The sequence below is a fragment of the Halarsenatibacter silvermanii genome (genome assembly GCF_900103135.1).
Classification (GTDB): domain Bacteria; phylum Bacillota; class Halanaerobiia; order Halanaerobiales; family Halarsenatibacteraceae; genus Halarsenatibacter; species Halarsenatibacter silvermanii.
Map to the genome: position 1 here is coordinate 1 of NZ_FNGO01000012.1, position 15575 is coordinate 15575.

At 40.5% G+C, this 15575-nt stretch carries 16 protein-coding genes; 12 read left to right on the forward strand and 4 right to left on the reverse strand.

What is annotated here, in order from left to right:
- Positions 1-181 (reverse strand): hypothetical protein (locus BLT15_RS07475; RefSeq protein ID WP_143423039.1); only part of this gene is annotated, 181 nt, incomplete at its 3' end.
- A 265-nt stretch (positions 182-446) separates the two neighbouring features.
- On the opposite strand from BLT15_RS07475, the gene recD2 reads away from it, so the two are divergent.
- Together recD2 and BLT15_RS07485 are read left to right on the forward strand one after the other, a co-directional pair.
- Positions 447-2642, forward strand: coding sequence for an SF1B family DNA helicase RecD2 (gene recD2, locus BLT15_RS07480; RefSeq protein ID WP_089760325.1), 2196 nt, complete (start codon positions 447-449; stop codon positions 2640-2642).
- Between the two features lie 33 nt (positions 2643-2675).
- Complete coding sequence (locus BLT15_RS07485; RefSeq protein WP_159429863.1) at positions 2676-4001, forward strand: mechanosensitive ion channel family protein; 1326 nt, start codon at positions 2676-2678, stop codon at positions 3999-4001.
- 120 nt (positions 4002-4121) lie between these two features.
- Here the strand turns inward: BLT15_RS07485 and tatC are convergent, their stop codons facing one another.
- Both tatC and tatA read right to left on the reverse strand, forming a co-directional pair.
- Positions 4122-4829: a twin-arginine translocase subunit TatC gene (gene tatC / locus BLT15_RS07490; protein WP_089760329.1), complete on the reverse strand. Its 708-nt coding sequence runs from the start codon at positions 4827-4829 to the stop codon at positions 4122-4124.
- 83 nt (positions 4830-4912) lie between these two features.
- Positions 4913-5107, reverse strand: coding sequence for a twin-arginine translocase TatA/TatE family subunit (gene tatA, locus BLT15_RS07495; RefSeq protein ID WP_089760331.1), 195 nt, complete (start codon positions 5105-5107; stop codon positions 4913-4915).
- Positions 5108-5345: 238 nt separating this feature from the next.
- Here tatA and mtrB point away from each other — a divergent pair, with 238 nt between their 5' ends.
- From mtrB to BLT15_RS07530, 7 genes are read left to right on the forward strand one after another with little or no spacing between them, the layout of a single operon-like run.
- Positions 5346-5564 carry a trp RNA-binding attenuation protein MtrB gene (gene mtrB, locus BLT15_RS07500; RefSeq protein ID WP_089760333.1) on the forward strand — a complete coding sequence of 73 codons (219 nt, stop codon included), beginning with the start codon at positions 5346-5348 and terminating at the stop codon, positions 5562-5564.
- A 16-nt stretch (positions 5565-5580) separates the two neighbouring features.
- The gene (gene aroA / locus BLT15_RS07505; RefSeq protein WP_089760335.1) at positions 5581-6882 is read left to right on the forward strand and encodes a 3-phosphoshikimate 1-carboxyvinyltransferase; all 1302 of its coding nucleotides are present in this window, start codon (positions 5581-5583) and stop codon (positions 6880-6882) included.
- A gap of 2 nt (positions 6883-6884) precedes the next feature.
- Positions 6885-7925 (forward strand): 3-deoxy-7-phosphoheptulonate synthase, encoded by a 1041-nt coding sequence (aroF, locus tag BLT15_RS07510; protein WP_089760336.1) that lies wholly within the window; start codon positions 6885-6887, stop codon positions 7923-7925.
- Positions 7926-7964: 39 nt separating this feature from the next.
- Positions 7965-8894 (forward strand): prephenate dehydrogenase, encoded by a 930-nt coding sequence (locus BLT15_RS07515; RefSeq protein ID WP_089760338.1) that lies wholly within the window; start codon positions 7965-7967, stop codon positions 8892-8894.
- A 6-nt stretch (positions 8895-8900) separates the two neighbouring features.
- Positions 8901-10070, forward strand: a complete 1170-nt coding sequence (gene aroC, locus BLT15_RS07520; protein ID WP_089760340.1) for a chorismate synthase — start codon at positions 8901-8903, stop codon at positions 10068-10070.
- A gap of 17 nt (positions 10071-10087) precedes the next feature.
- The gene (gene aroB / locus BLT15_RS07525; RefSeq protein WP_089760342.1) at positions 10088-11185 is read left to right on the forward strand and encodes a 3-dehydroquinate synthase; all 1098 of its coding nucleotides are present in this window, start codon (positions 10088-10090) and stop codon (positions 11183-11185) included.
- Positions 11186-11193: 8 nt separating this feature from the next.
- Positions 11194-11934: a hypothetical protein gene (locus BLT15_RS07530; protein ID WP_234985547.1), complete on the forward strand. Its 741-nt coding sequence runs from the start codon at positions 11194-11196 to the stop codon at positions 11932-11934.
- Between the two features lie 4 nt (positions 11935-11938).
- Here BLT15_RS07530 and BLT15_RS07535 read toward each other — a convergent pair whose 3' ends face one another.
- Positions 11939-12601: an HD domain-containing protein gene (locus tag BLT15_RS07535; protein WP_159429864.1), complete on the reverse strand. Its 663-nt coding sequence runs from the start codon at positions 12599-12601 to the stop codon at positions 11939-11941.
- 121 nt (positions 12602-12722) lie between these two features.
- On the opposite strand from BLT15_RS07535, the gene BLT15_RS07540 reads away from it, so the two are divergent.
- The 3 genes from BLT15_RS07540 (at position 12723) to BLT15_RS07550 (ending at position 15326) form a co-directional block, all read left to right on the forward strand.
- Complete coding sequence (locus BLT15_RS07540; RefSeq protein ID WP_089760346.1) at positions 12723-13502, forward strand: YdcF family protein; 780 nt, start codon at positions 12723-12725, stop codon at positions 13500-13502.
- Between the two features lie 23 nt (positions 13503-13525).
- On the forward strand, positions 13526-14578 hold the full coding sequence (gene cobT / locus BLT15_RS07545; RefSeq protein ID WP_234985548.1) for a nicotinate-nucleotide--dimethylbenzimidazole phosphoribosyltransferase: 1053 nt from the start codon (positions 13526-13528) through the stop codon (positions 14576-14578).
- Positions 14579-14657: 79 nt separating this feature from the next.
- Positions 14658-15326, forward strand: coding sequence for a hypothetical protein (locus tag BLT15_RS07550; RefSeq protein ID WP_089760348.1), 669 nt, complete (start codon positions 14658-14660; stop codon positions 15324-15326).
- Positions 15327-15575: the final 249 nt, after the last annotated feature.

Here is a 15575-nt window from a genome sequence, read left to right on the forward strand (position 1 = left end):
GAAAAAACTTTTCTATAATTTTTCTACCATACCTGTTAAAAATCTTTTGCAATTCCGCTGAAAGCTCAGAAATGTCTGTTTCAGAATCATTCATAATTATTTCTTCAAACTTTTCAATTAAAACAAAAATGTCTTCACCAAACTGGTCAATTAGTTCTTCATATGTTATACTTTTTGACAAGAGGACTCCCTCCTTAATTTTGTTTTGGGTGAATCTAAAACAATTATATCAGGGGGAGTCCTCTTTTTTAATGCCAGATACTTTTTTCAGACAATTATAACTTTGACCCTACAACTATTTTACACTAAGGAGAAGTTCATAATCAGGGTCAGTATATGTTTTGATGAAGGTATGACCTGGTTTTTCCAGAAATAGATAACATGGCTCAAATATAATTTTTGGGAAAAATATTTTTCTGAGGGAAACTCAAATCCAGGGTGATTTCATGTCTTTGAACAGCACTGAAATAACAGGTCAAATTGAGACAATTACCTATACAAATCCGGAAAATAGTTATACTGTTGCCAGAATTAATGTCGAAGATGAGGATGATATGGTCACAGCGGTGGGTTATCTTCCCTCGGCAGAAGTCGGTCAGGTGGTGACTCTTGAGGGAAAATGGGTCATACATCCTAAGTACGGTCATCAATTTGAATTTAATTCTTACAGCTACGATGTACCGACCTCAAAAGAAGGCATACAGAAATACCTGAGCTCCGGACTCGTCGAAGGAATTGGTCCGGTTATGTCGGAGAGAATTGTAGATGAATTTGGGAAAAATGCCCTGGAAGTTATTGATGAAGACCCCGATAGATTACTGGAAGTTGAAGGAATAGGAAAAAAGCGTTATCAGGAGATCAAAAGCTCCTGGGAAGAGCAAAAAGAGATAAGAGATATTATGGTTTTCCTGCTCTCCTGTGGTATCAGTCCGACTTATGCTGCCCGTATTTTTGAGAAGTATGGCCAGGAAGCGGTTAAAAAAGTGGAAAGAAACCCTTATAGATTGGCTCGTGATATTCGGGGAATTGGATTTAAAAGAGTTGATGAAATAGCCAAAAATATGGGCATTGAGGGGGATAATCCTGAAAGAATCAAAGCAGGCATAAGTCATGTTCTCGACGAGGCAATTGATGAGGGGCATGTTTTCCTGCCCAAAGAGGAACTGGAAGAAAGAGCTTTCCAGGCACTGCAGGTAGAAAAAAACAAAGTTGAAAATGTTCTGAATCGAATGTTTAAAAATGATGAACTCGAGATAGAAACCTTATCAGAAAAAAATTTACAGGCGGTGTACTTACCTGCTCTTTATCGAGCAGAAAAAGGTATTGCCGATAAATTATCGAGATTACTTCATTTTCCTTCTCAAGACATAAATTCATCTTTTTCAGATATTCTCAAAGTTGTTGAAAAAAATTCTAATATCATTATTTCTGATGAACAGCGCCGGGCAATAAAAAAATCGATGAGAGAAAAAGTGAATGTTATAACCGGCGGTCCGGGCACGGGCAAGACCACAATTCTAAAAGTGATGATTGCCATCTTTTCCAGGGCTGGTTATAAAGTCAGGCTGGCAGCTCCTACAGGAAGAGCAGCTAAAAAAATGGAAAGTTCAACCGGTCATCCAGCCGAAACTATTCATAGGCTGCTTGATTTTAATCATCATCAGGGAGGCTTTCAAAAGGACGAGGAGGATCAGATTGAAGGAGATATTATAATAATTGATGAAGCTTCAATGCTCGATAGTCGTTTGATGTATAATCTGATGAATGCTGTACCGGAAAAATCTAGTTTGATCCTGGTTGGAGATGTTAATCAACTTCCACCGGTTGGTCCTGGCTATGTGTTGAGAGATATTCTGGATTCAGATGTTATTCCAAAATCCAGATTGACCAAAATATACAGACAGGCGGATGAAAGTCTAATTGTATTGAATTCTCATAGAATAAATTCCGGTTATATGCCTGTGATGGATTCTGCTGATGATGGTTCCAACCTGAGAGATTTTTATTTTGTACAGGAAAAAGATAAAAACAGAATTCTCAATATGATGCTTAAAATAGTCACTGAAAGAATACCCGGTCGCTTTGGGTTTGATCCAATTGATGAAGTGCAGGTATTAAGCCCAATGCGCAGAGGGATTTTAGGTGTTGACAATTTAAACAAAAAGCTGAAAGAAATTTTAAATTCCGGCAAAGACAATGATAGGAAAGATTTGAAATCTGGAAACAACGTATTTCACAACGGCGATAAGGTTATGCAGATAAAAAATAATTATGAGCTGGAAGTTTTTAACGGCGATATTGGTCGAATTCACTTCGTTGATCGGGATAATAAAAAGCTCCAGGTCGATTATTCGGGCAGAAAGGTTACATACTCCCATAAACAACTGCAGGAGTTGACACTGGCCTATGCCATCACCGTTCATAAATCTCAAGGTTCAGAATACCCTGCTATGGTGATGCCCGTCAGCACCCAGCATTATGTTATGCTGCAGAGAAAATTGATATATACCGCTTTAACTCGAGCTGAAAATCTTGCAGTAATGGTGGGATCCAAAAAGGCTCTGGGAATGGCTGTGAACAATAATAAAGATGAGAAGAGGTTTTCTTATCTGGATGGTCGTTTAAAAAATTTGCTGGCCTGACTGCTGTCATTATTCTGCAAAGGGGGTATTATGATGGTCGAGATGGAAGGTACGGAAGTAGAGGGGCTTATCAGTTCTCTTGAAACCTGGTTTTTTAACGATATATTGATTCTGGATAATTTAATATCATTTTTGGTATTTTTGTTACTAATAGCCCTGACATTTTTTCTTAAAAAGAAGCTTTTAATGCAGGGAGAGAGAGTTCTACAGTTTTTGCCCGAGAGGCTTTTTGAAACGGCCAAAGAGTTTTGGGAAGAAATTTATCTGGCCTTCACCCTGGCATTTCTGGTGGGACTTTTTAATATATTGGCCGCAATATTGGAGCTGCCAGCAGCCATCACTTACATAGCCGGATATCTGCTGGCGGCATGGTTGATAATCAAATTTATCACCTGGTTTTTACCTGATACGATCTTGGTCCAGATAATTTATTATCTTGTCTGGATTGTGGCAGCTTTAAATATTCTGGGAATTTACGACATGGTTATAAATTTTCTGGAAGGAATTGAACTCAACCTGGGTGAACTGCAGCTTTCAGTCATGTTGGTTATCAGGGGGACCCTTGTTTTTGCTCTTTTATTCTGGATAGCCAGCTGGTTTGAAAAATATTTAAGAAAAAACCTTGATCAAAGTGATAATTTAACCCCTTCTGTCAGAGTTCTTCTGCAGAAAATATTGCGAATGTTAGTTTATATAGTGGCCTTTTTTATTGGCTTAACCAGCGTAGGGATTGATCTTGGAGCCTTTGCATTTATTGGCGGTGCTATTGGTGTTGGCCTGGGTTTTGGTCTGCAAAAGATAGTATCTAATTTTATAAGTGGTATCATAATAATCCTTGATAAATCTATTAAACCAGGAGATGTGGTGGAAATAGATGAGGTTTTTGGAGAGGTGAGATCTTTAAACTCGCGCTTTGTCTCAGTAGTAACTCGCTCGGGCAAAGAATTTTTGATTCCCAATGAGCATTTTATCACCAACCGGGTAATAAATTGGTCCTACAGCAACGATCTTGTCAGAATAGATCTCGATCTGGGAGTTGGCTACAACAGCAATTTAAATCAGGTTAGAGAATTAGTGTTACAGGCAGCAGAGGAGAACAGCAGGATTCTGAAAAGACCGAAACCTGTGTGTCTGGTTAAAGATTTTGGCGATAACACTGTTGATTTTCAGCTGAGATTCTGGATTAAAGACCCCGAAAACGGGGTGGACAACATAAAAAGTGAAGTGATGTATGAAGTCTGGGATTTATTTCATGAACATGACATAAATATTGCTTTTCCTCAGAGGGATCTTCATATGTCCTCTATATCAAGTGATGCTGCCAAGACCATGAAGGAAATATGGAGTAAGGATGAATAATTGAGAGATGTAGACAAAAACTCAAATAAGAAATATTTTGTGAGCCATTAAAAATCCCCCTTCCACTCAACATGAAGGGGGATGAAAATTATGGCTTTGTTGGGTTTTAATTTGCAGATATTAATTTATTATTCGGGCAATTAATAGGCTTCCTTCGAATAGAACTATTAATGGGCCGGCCAGCAAACTCTGAGTTATTATATCCGGAGGTGTTAGCAAAGCTCCGGTGACAAAAATCAGTACAATCACGTATTTCCTCATCGATGTCATGGTCTCGACTGAAACAATACCCAGTTTTATCATTAGGTTGAGAATCAAAGGCAGTTGAAATATCAGACCGAAAGGCAGAAGTAATGTCATCAGAAAGGATATATAAAAATCAAGTGAAATCATTGCTTCCAGTTCAGCTCCCCCAAAATCCAGGAGAAAATTGAGTCCGAGAGGAAGCACAACAAAAAAGCAAAATAAAACTCCCGCATAGAACAGAAGCAGAGAAGAGGGCATTAAAATTAAAAAAAACTTTTTTTCATTTTTCTTTAAAGCCGGCAGAAGAAATCTCCAGAACTGATAGATAACAACGGGCAGAGCTAAAAGCACTCCTGCCAGTAAAGACACTTTAATATGAGTGATAAATGCTTCAGCAGGACTGAGAAAAACCAGTTCGCCGACCGGTCGTGAAAGATAATCTATAATTTCATCTGAGAACACATAAGAGATTACTGAAAAAATCAAAATTGCCAGCAGAGCTTTGATTAATCTGCTGCGTAATTCTGTTAAGTGTTCTACTAGAGTCATTTCTAAATTCTTTTCTGTCTGTGTATCAGCCATCCGAATATACTCCTCCTGAAGTCATCTCTATTCATGATAATTATTGCAGGTTCCAGGCAGATAATTGAGAAGGACCACCGGGTTTACTCCAGCTTATTTTCGGAGTCTTCTTCCTCTTCTTCAAATTTGGTGGCCTCTTCTACTTCCTTGCTGGCATCTTTTAGCTCTCTTATTCCTGAGCCTATTGCTCTGCCGATTTCTGGCAGTCTGCTGGGGCCAAAAATGACAAGCACAATGACGAGCACAATTGCAAGTTCCGGGGCTCCCAATCCAAACATTCTTTATCCTCCTTGAGGTTATTTTTACTTGACTAATGCATCTGAAGACATTTTAGACATTTTGCATTCTGGAAAATCATCAAGTTTATTCACCTTTATTATACATATTGTTGAGAAAAAATGAAAGTCCTGTTTAGTATATTCTAAAATTAGTTTTCTGTACCTTGACCTCAAAAGAAAAATAAGTTATCATGTCTTTAACTAACTAAATGATCAAATACAAAGAAAGGGGAAAAATATGGACGTAATAGCAGGGGAATATATTATGGTAAAAGCTCTTGAAGACGGGGTTACTTTAATAGGTTTAACAAGAGGAGAAAAAACCAAATTTCATCATACTGAAAAACTGGATAGCGGAGAAGTGATGATAGCTCAATTTACCGAACATACTTCAGCTATCAAAATACAGGGCAAAGCAAAGATAGTTACAGAGTACGGAGAGCTTGAATCCGAATAAATTTGAGGAGGATTTTATGAATCTCACTATAAGGTCTTCAAAATCTGCTGAAGAGCAGCTGGAAGTGCCAGGAGATAAATCGATCTCTCACAGGAGTTTGATTTTGAGTTCAATAGCTGAGGGTGAGAGCAGCATCAGAGGGCTTTTAGAAGCAGATGACTGCTTGAAAACGCTAAATATCATGAGAGCACTGGGAGTAAGCATTAACAAGCATGCCCCCGGAGAATATACAGTTTATGGAAAAGGACTCGACAGCCTGGAAGAGCCGGAGAATGTACTCGACTGCGGCAACTCTGGCACCGGCATGAGATTGATCGCCGGTCTGCTCTCCGGTCAGGATTTTTATTCTATACTTACCGGTGATCAATCTTTGAGAAGCCGCCCTATGAACAGAATTATAGAGCCCCTTTCCATGATGGGAGTAAAGATTTGGTCACGAGCCGGGGGATATGCCCCCCTGAGTATTCAGGGGGGAGAATTAAACTCAATTCATTTTGCTCAGAAAATAGCCAGCGCTCAGGTTAAATCATGTCTGCTTCTCGCGGGTCTTTATGCTGAGGGTAACACTGTAATCGAAGAGCCTGCTCCATCGCGTGATCATACGGAAAGGATGCTTGCTTCAGCCGGGGTAGAAATTGAAAAAAGCGATGGTACGATTGCTTTAAAAGATGACAACCCACAAATTGAACCGTTTGATATTAAAATTCCTGGTGATATTTCTTCGGCTTCTTTCCTTCTGGCGGCTGGATTGCTGGTGCCTGACAGCTCAATTCTGGTTAAAAATGTGGGCATAAATTCTACCAGAAGCGGTTTTCTGGAAGTTCTTGATGATATGGGAGCTGAGCTGGTAATAAAAAATAAAAGAAAGATGGGAGGAGAGCCGGCGGCAGATCTTAAGGTTGAAACTTCTGATTTGAGATCTGTAACTGTGGAAGGCGAAATAATTCCCAGAATGATAGATGAAATTCCCATACTTGCCGTGCTGGCTACCCAGGCAGAAGGTAGAACAGTTATAAATGATGCCGAAGAACTGCGGGTAAAAGAAACCGATAGATTATCTGCCATAACTGAAAACTTGAATAAGATGGGAGCAGACGTAGAAGAAAAAGAAGACGGATTGATTATTGAAGGACCTGTAGATTTAAAGGGAGAAATTGCACTTGAATCTTTTCACGATCATAGAATTGCTATGGCTTCCGCTGTAGCTGGCTTAATCGCAGATGGTCCGGTGGAAATTCTGGAGAGTGAAATAATAAACACCTCCTTTCCAGAATTCCCAAAAATTATCAAAAATAAATTTTTGCAGGAGGCAGAATAAAGATGATTGTAGTTATGGATGCTGATTGTAATGAAAAGGAACTGCAGGAGATTCTGGATTTGATAGATGAAGAGGGTTTTGAGGCACATCTTTCTCAGGGAATAGATAAACAGATTGTCGGTTTGATAGGAGACAGCGCGGGCAAAGAGCAGCTGCAGGAGAGAATAAACTCATATAATCAGGTCGATAAAGTAATACCCGTTATGGAGCCCTATAAATTAACAGGCTGGAAGTTCGCCCCGGAGAAGACGGTTATAGATGTTGATGGTGTAAAAATTGGCGGTGAAAATCCGGTTGTTATGGCCGGTCCCTGTTCGGTTGAGAGCAAGGAGCAGATCCTGGAAACCGCCAGAGTTGTCAAAGAAGCCGGTGCTGAAGTGCTTAGGGGCGGCGCTTTTAAACCCAGAACTTCGCCTTATTCTTTTCAGGGCCTGGGTGAAAGAGGTCTTGAACTTCTATCTCTGGCCCGGGAGAAAACAGGCTTAAAAATTATTACCGAATTGATGGATACGGAGCATATAGAGATGGTGACTTCTCATACTGATATAATTCAGATAGGTTCACGAAATATGAAAAATTATGCTCTTTTAAAGGAAATCGGTCGGCTGGATAAACCCGTAATGCTCAAAAGAGGTATGGCCTCAACTGTCAAAGATTGGCTGCTCGCTGCTGAGTATATTATGAGTGAAGGCAATCAAGATGTCATGCTTTGTGAGCGAGGCATAAAAACTTTCTGTGATGATACCCGCTATACTATGGATTTGAGTGCTATACCTCTGGTCAGAGAGAAAAGTCATCTGCCGGTAATAGCTGATCCCAGTCACGGAACAGGTCGCTGGGAACTGGTAGCACCTATGTCCAGGGCAGCTGTTGCTGGTGGAGCTGACGGACTTTTAATTGAGGTTCATCCCGAACCAAAAAATGCCCTTTCCGATGGACCGCAGTCGTTAAAACCTGAAAAATTCGAGAAGTTGATGAATGAACTGGAAAAATTGAATCATGCGCTCAGCGACATCGATGATTCAGTATCTCCAGCAGTTTAATTGTGATGATTCAATGTTGTAATTTCGGGAGCGACTTATATGAGTGAAGATAAAAAATTTCCGTCAAATAAAAAGTGTTGTTCCGGGCAGATTTATAGTAGTATTGCTGTAGTGGGATTGGGATTGATTGGAGCTTCTTTGGGAGCAGCTGTAAGCAAAAACAATCTGGCTGCCGAAGTTCGCGGCTATGATATTGATAGGGAGACGGTGGAAATGGCAGAAGATGGGTATTATTTTGATTCAGCCCATCTTCTGCCTGATTCCTGTTATACTGGTATTGGATCAGCGGAGCTGGTAATTATATCAGTGCCGGTCATAGATATACCGGTTGTTATGGAGGACATTTCAGAAAAAATCGGTCCGAAGACTACTATTATCGATACTGGCAGCTGCAAAGGTTTTGTTATGGAAAAAGCAGCGGAGATTTTTACCGATCAGGCCAGGTTTATTGGTGGTCATCCGCTTGCTGGATCTGAAAAATCGGGGATTAAAAACCTCGATCCCGAGCTTTTTATCGGGAGTGATTTTGTGTTGACTCCTCGTGAACAAGAGATTAGATCAGATAAGTTAGAAAAGCTTTTGAAATTAATTGGAGGGTTGGATGCACGGGTAAAAATAATGGATTGTGAAAAACACGACAGGTATTTGGCTTTGGTCAGCCATCTTCCTCAAATCGCTTCCTCTGGATTGGCTGGATTTATCGGGGATGAAGAAAATTTAATTGAACTTCTCGAGCTGGCCAGCAGTGGTTTTTCTGACACCACCAGGCTGGCAGCCAGCAATTCCAACATGTGGACAGATATAACTCTGGCCAATAAAGACCGGATCCTCGAGGCTATGGAAGATTATTTGAAACAAATAGAAACTCTGGTTGATGCCATCCAATCTGAAAATAGAGAAGAAGTCAAGAGATTTTTTGAAAAAGGTATTGATGTTAGAAAAAGATTTGAAGAGCTGAAAGGAGAATAAATTTAAATGTTTAATTACATTACAGCTGGAGAATCTCACGGTCCAGCTTTAACTGCTGTTATTAAAGATCCGCCTGCAGGACTGGAGCTGGATGTTGACGAAATCAATTATCAGCTCAGAAGGCGCCAGGGGGGTTATGGACGCGGAGGAAGGATGAGTATTGAATCGGATAGTGTTGAGATAACCTCCGGTGTGCGTTTTGGTAAAACTCTGGGCAGTCCTTTAACGATGACTATAAAAAATAAAGACTGGGAGAACTGGCAGGATACTATGAAAATAGAAGAGAAACCTGATGATTTTCAAAAAGAAGATAGAGTCGAAAAACCACGGCCTGGACATGCCGATCTTCCCGGTGCTATAAAATATAATTTCGATGATATGAGAAATGTGCTCGAAAGAGCCAGCGCTCGAGAAACTGCCGCCAGGACAGCTGTGGCTGCAGTTTGTCGACAGTTTTTGTCTGAATTTGATATAAAAATTTTCAGTCACGTGATTCAAATTGGAGAGGTTGAAGCTCCCGGTTTTTCTGACGAAAATGTTGAGGACTTTTTTAGTTCCGTGGATAAATCAGAATTCAGATGTGCGGATAAAAATAGCGAAAAAAAGATGAAGCAGCTTATAGATGATTGGCGCGAAAAAGGAGATTCAGCCGGGGGGGTTTTTGAAGTTGTAGCAGCCGGTGTTCCTGTTGGTCTGGGAAGTCATATCCACTGGGACAGTAAACTGGATGCAAAATTAGCCCGGGCTTTCATGAGCATACAGGCCATAAAAGGAGTAGAATTTGGTCTGGGTTTTGAGGCGGCAGGTCGTCCCGGTTCCGAAGTTCATGACGAGATAGATTTTAAGGATTCTCGAGGGTTTTATCGACGGAGCAATAATTCTGGAGGGTTTGAAGGCGGCATCACAATTGGAGAAAATATTAAAATCAGAGCGGCAATGAAACCAATTCCTACTCTTGCAACTCCACTCAAAACAGTTGATTATCATACAAAAGAAGACGCAAGTGCTGCCAAAGAAAGGTCAGATATTTGTGCTGTTCCTGCTGCCAGTATTGTAGGAGAAGCCGTTACAGCAATCCAACTGGCACAGAGTTTTGGCCAAAAATTTGGAGGGGACAGTTTTGGTGAAATAAGAAGAAATTTCAATAGCTATAAAAAATATTTGCAACATATTTAAATGTGGAGGATAATGAATTGAAAAATCTGCAGATGAAATTGGGGGAAAGAAGTTATCCCATCGATATCTCTTCCGGTGGACTTGCTGAATTAGGAAGTAGAATAAAGGAAATTCTGCCCGAATCCAGAAAAATTTTAATAGCCACTGACAAAAATGTCAACAAAATTTATTCGAGTGACATAGAGAATGTTCTCACTGATTGTGGATTTTCTGTAGAAAAAAAAGTAGTGGAAGCGGGAGAAAAATCTAAATCTATTAAAATTGCTTCAGCATTTTATGATTTTATGCTCAATAATAAGTTTGAGAGGAGCTCGGTGGTTGTAGGTCTGGGAGGTGGGGTGGTTGGAGATCTGGCCGGATTTGTTGCTTCTACTTATATGCGGGGAATTAAATTTGTTCAGGTTCCTACCAGCCTTCTTGCTCAGGTCGATAGCAGCATCGGCGGCAAAGTAGCCGTCAATCACCCTGAGGCAAAAAATGTTATAGGGGCTTTTTATCAACCGGAGTATGTTATGATCGATGTTGAAACCTTGAAAACACTGCCAGACCGGGAGTTCAAAGGAGGTTTGGCCGAGATAATAAAACACGGTTATGGATTTGATCCCGCTTTTTTTGAATTTTTATCGGAAAACAAAAATGCCATCAAAAATAAAGAGGAAAAGCCTCTCAAAGAAATGATTTACAGGTCCTGCTTGATCAAAAAAAGAGTTGTCCAGCGTGATGAAAGAGAAACAGGTGAAAGAGCAAAACTCAATCTTGGTCACACGGTAGCCCATGCTCTGGAAGCTGCAGGTGAATTTTCCGGACTCAATCATGGAGAGGCTGTTGCGGTTGGGATGGTGGCGGAATCGATTCTTGCTGAGAAAGAAGGTTTAATATACAGGCGAAATCGGGATGAATTAATCGATCTTTTAAAATCCTATTCTCTGCCAATTTCTGTTCCAGAAGAAATAGACATTTCTTCTTTGATCGCTGCTATGTCCAAGGATAAGAAAATATATCATGGTCGAGTCAATTTTTCTCTGCCGGCCGGAACTGGCCAAACAAAAATATATAGAAACTGGAGCAAAGAAAATCTGATTGATGCTCTGGAAAAGACTAAAAAAATCGATTAAATGAGGAGGTGATCATATTCGGCGAGGAAAAAGCCGGGATTAAAAACGAGAGAACTTGCGAACGAATCGGCAGCAACAGAAAAATCCCTTTCCTGATAACTAGTTCATATTTCCTCTCTTTTCTGTTTATCAGAATAGCCGTAATAATTGCTGGATCCGTACAGAGCCCGGCCTCACAGGCAGCTAAATCGGGCGAACTGAGATTTTACATCGGAACCAATATAATCCTTTTTGGTTATCATATCCATCATCTTGTAATTGGGATATTTTTGATAGCGCTGGCAGGCTGGTTTGCCATTGTTGGCTCCCAAAAAATCTCGAGATCGGAACTGGCCATTATGTATGGAATAGGAATGGGACTTTTTATGGATGAGGTAGGCATGCTGTTATCCTGGGGAGATTACTGGTCAACCACCACCTATGTTTTAAGCCTGCTGCTGGCCGGAATATTTCTAAACGTGATTTATTTCCCTGATTTCTGGGCTGAAGTTAGAGGTCAGCTAAAACACACAAATCCACAGCATTTTATTTCCGTGAGAGATACCAGCAGAAATTTTGTCATCAGGGGGGTTGATATAGTGGCGGAAGAAGCCAGTGATACAAACAAAATTACAGGAACATTTTCTGGAATTATTTATATAGGTGTAGGCCTTTTGGTAATTGCTTATCCCGATCTTGTTTATTACTGGGTTGCTGGGGGTTTTCTGCTTCAGGGTATTTCAGCCCTGGTCCAGACCTGGAAAGCTTAAATATTTAGAGATTTCCAGCCATCCAATTGCAGCGATCTACTCTTAATTTTTGGGCATCTATATCGCTGTTTTCAGGGTAAATTTCAAACATTTTATTGCCATAATTGATCAAATCTTTTAAATAAATCGGTTCGTAAGCAGCTCTTCCTCTACCATGAGCATCGGCCAGTAATATCTGGCAAAATTGTTCAAAACTAAGGGGAGAATTATTTATATCCACCAGCAGGTCGACTTTTGTACCGGGTCTTAACTTGGGAAAGTAATGTCCCTTCATGTGAAGTCTGGCTGCGGTCAGGGCGGCTTTTTCCCAGGCAGGCAGGACTCCCAGTCGCCGGGATAACCTGATGATATATGTGTCTGCTTTTTTTTCGTGATCATAATGATGAGGCCTGGCCTTTAAAGGAGTGGCCTGCTTGCCAAAATCATGCAGCAAAGCAGCATATCTAACCATTGCCGACAGGGTAAGCTGGGCTGCTTTATTTACTACCAGAAGCGAATGACGCCAGGCGTCCCCTTCGGGATGTCCATCTTCAGGTTGAGATACTTCTTTTAAATTGTACAGTTCTTCAAGGCAATCATAATATTTTTGTTCATTTAATTCTGCCAGTTTTTTACCCGGCCTATCAGAATGAATTATTGCTTTGAACTTGCTGCCTGAACAATCCACTCTTTCTCCCCCTATTTTGTGCTCTTTATTTATTTTTTTCTTTCTTGCTGGCAGATATTCCTTCTATCACAGCTGATTTTATTTTAAAAGAGATGGGTATTTTGGTGGGGGGGATTTTTTAATGATAAAAACTCTGGTTTCACCTATTTTTACTCTTTTGGTTTTTATGATCTTATCGATAATTATATCGGAAAAAAAATCATCCAGATATCACCGCAGAAATACTGGCGGCTGGAAATTTCTTTTGGTTCCTGTTTTACTTCTGTGGATTTTAAGCACTCCTATTTTTGTTGATTTTACAGCTGAAATTTGGGAAAAACCCTACAGTTCTCCGGAAATGATTAAACCTGGAGAAACTGATGAGGTTGAGGCAGTGACAGTTTTAAGCGGAGGAATTAATAAAGGTCTTTATCCCGAGCAGGATCTTCCCGGAGACGGCACTATTCACAGAACTTATCGCGGGACAAAATATTTCCAGAAGACTGTTAACGCTGATCATTTAGTCTTTCAGGGCCGGATGTCCGGCGAAAATCCTGAAGCAGGGGTTAAACTTATGAGAGATCAGGCTAAAAATATGGGTGTTAACCCCGAAAAAATTTTATTGGAAGCTAAATCTCGTAACACCAGGGAGCATCCTCTTGAGCTTCTCAATAAAAGTGAAATTAAAGCTGAAACCTCCATAGCTATTGTTACTTCAGCCTGGCATATGCGTCGATCCGAAAGAGAATTTTCGCTTTATTTTGAAGATGTTACTCCGGTTCCTGCTGAATTTATTTCCGGAGATCTGCCGGGCGGCTTAAAAAACTATTTTCCCAGAGCTTCGAGTCTTAGAAATAACACCAGATTATTACATGAGATCATAGGCTGCTTATGGTATCGATTTCTTAATTTTATAAACTGAAAGGAAAGAGGAGGAAGCGGTATATGATGAAAAGAATCAATGAAATTTCTTCGCAAATTGATGAGCCTGACATCGAGGCTATGAAAAAAGCGGGCAAAAGATTGGACTCCCTGACCAAACCACCGGGGAGTCTGGGAAAGTTAGAAGATATAGTACAAAAACTGGCCGGCATAACAGGCAATATAAAACCAGCTGTAAAAAACCGTACTCATCTGCTCATGGCGGCTGACCACGGCGTAGCAGATGAAGGAGTGAGCGCTGTTCCTTCTGAAGTGACAGAATTTATGGTTTATAATTTTTTAGAAGGAGGTGCAGCTATAAACGTTCTCTGCAGACAGGCTGAAACAGAATTAAAAGTTTTTGATCTGGGGATTAATAATGACATCGAGCATGAAGATATTATAGATAGAAAAATTAAATACGGTACTGATAATATTGTCAATGGACCGGCTATGAGCAGGAGTGAAGCAATTTCTTCGATTGAGACGGGCATTGAGGCTGCCTGTAAGTGCGCAGAATCGGGCGCAGACATCATCAGCACTGGAGAGATGGGTATTGCCAATACTACTCCCAGCAGCGCCATAGCTGCCGTAATGACGTCTCGAAGCGTGGAAGATGTCGTGGGCAGAGGGTCGGGTATCGATCAAAAAACTTTTGAAAAAAAGAAAGAGATTGTAAAGAAGGCGATAAAGGTAAATGATCCTGATCCTCAGAACAGCATTGAAGTTCTGGCTGATCTGGGAGGACTGGAAATTGGCGGTATGACGGGGGTGATACTGGGATCGGCAGCATCTTCTCTGCCGGTTTTGCTGGACGGCTTTATCTGTGGAGTGGCGGCTTTGCTGGCCTGCAATATTAACTCCGGTGTGAAAGATTATTTAATCCCTTCTCATAAATCAGTTGAACCCGGACATGTAAAAATTTATCAAGAAATGGGACTTGAACCCATGCTCGACCTCGATATGCGGCTGGGAGAAGGCACCGGGGCTGTTTTAAATATAAATCAGATAGAGGCTGCCTGCAGAATGATCGATGAGATGGCCACATTTGCAGAAGCCGGTATGGACTTAGATTAGATAATGTTGTAATGACAGGAATATAAATATATTTTTAATAGTATTTTTTGAATTATATCAAAAAAAGGGGATATATAAAATGTGGCAGCCCGTAACTTTCGAAGAAAGACTTATAAATAAATATTTTAAGGATTTAAAGGGTGATCTATATCTAAAGGTTGAACTGGGCGAAACCGAGGGCAAAAGCGAACCCATTGCGATTAGTGCCCTGTTGATTTCGTCTGCTGGAAATAATGTGCACCTTCCCGAGGATTACAGCAACCCTCTTCTGGCTGAAGCTGCAGAAGGAAAGGATATCAACATTATAGAAAGCTGTCATACAGCCGATGGGGAGATGTTAGGAAAGCTTCTGGTCGGAACGGATCTGGTCAAAAAAAGATTATCTCCAGCAAGTATAAATAGGGTGCTCTTATGCGGTCAGAAAAATGTCAATATAGAAGATTTTGCCAGAGAACGGAATATAAAAATTATAGAGTATGAGAACTTAAATTTTGCGGAGATAAGTGCTGCTGACTCCAAAAGAAGCCAGAAATTTGTTGATATAAGAAAAAAACCTGATGAAAGCAGAAAGCGGGCATTTTTGAAGGGGTGGAAGGATGCCGTTTCGGGGGATATTTATTCCGGGGCTTATGATTACAAGACTCATGCCAATATGGGCAATCTATTTGGCTGGATTTATGGTGATGTCAATAAAAGTTTTAGGAAAAAAACCTGGGAAAGGTATATTGATAAAAGTGAAGGAATATAAATAAGGATCTTCCTTTCTTCAGCTGGTAAATAGGTGTGTTAAAAAATTGCGCCCCCTTCGCATAAGCTCGTCCCTGAGCTCACGTCAGCCCAACACATCCAGAGCCGGGCCATTATTTTTGGCCATGGACTTAATCAGAGTTTCGAAAAATTTCGAGTATCATTTTGCTTTATAAAATATATGCGCGCTGAAAAGATTGGTTTTGGTGCCGGCATTTGTTGTGGCCGGCACCTAAGATTTTCCATCTGT

Excerpts from the sequence above, each read along its gene's own strand:
- BLT15_RS07550 (WP_089760348.1), top strand. The coding sequence starts at position 14,658 with ATGTGGCAGCCCGTAACTTTCGAAGAAAGACTTATAAATAAATATTTT.
- aroF (WP_089760336.1), top strand. The coding sequence starts at position 6,885 with ATGATTGTAGTTATGGATGCTGATTGTAATGAAAAGGAACTGCAGGAG.
- cobT (WP_234985548.1), top strand. The coding sequence starts at position 13,526 with ATGATGAAAAGAATCAATGAAATTTCTTCGCAAATTGATGAGCCTGAC.
- tatA (WP_089760331.1), bottom strand. The coding sequence starts at position 5,107 with ATGTTTGGATTGGGAGCCCCGGAACTTGCAATTGTGCTCGTCATTGTG.
- tatC (WP_089760329.1), bottom strand. The coding sequence starts at position 4,829 with ATGGCTGATACACAGACAGAAAAGAATTTAGAAATGACTCTAGTAGAA.
- mtrB (WP_089760333.1), top strand. The coding sequence starts at position 5,346 with ATGGACGTAATAGCAGGGGAATATATTATGGTAAAAGCTCTTGAAGAC.
- aroC (WP_089760340.1), top strand. The coding sequence starts at position 8,901 with ATGTTTAATTACATTACAGCTGGAGAATCTCACGGTCCAGCTTTAACT.
- recD2 (WP_089760325.1), top strand. The coding sequence starts at position 447 with ATGTCTTTGAACAGCACTGAAATAACAGGTCAAATTGAGACAATTACC.
- BLT15_RS07515 (WP_089760338.1), top strand. The coding sequence starts at position 7,965 with ATGAGTGAAGATAAAAAATTTCCGTCAAATAAAAAGTGTTGTTCCGGG.
- BLT15_RS07485 (WP_159429863.1), top strand. The coding sequence starts at position 2,676 with ATGGTCGAGATGGAAGGTACGGAAGTAGAGGGGCTTATCAGTTCTCTT.
- BLT15_RS07540 (WP_089760346.1), top strand. The coding sequence starts at position 12,723 with ATGATAAAAACTCTGGTTTCACCTATTTTTACTCTTTTGGTTTTTATG.
- aroA (WP_089760335.1), top strand. The coding sequence starts at position 5,581 with ATGAATCTCACTATAAGGTCTTCAAAATCTGCTGAAGAGCAGCTGGAA.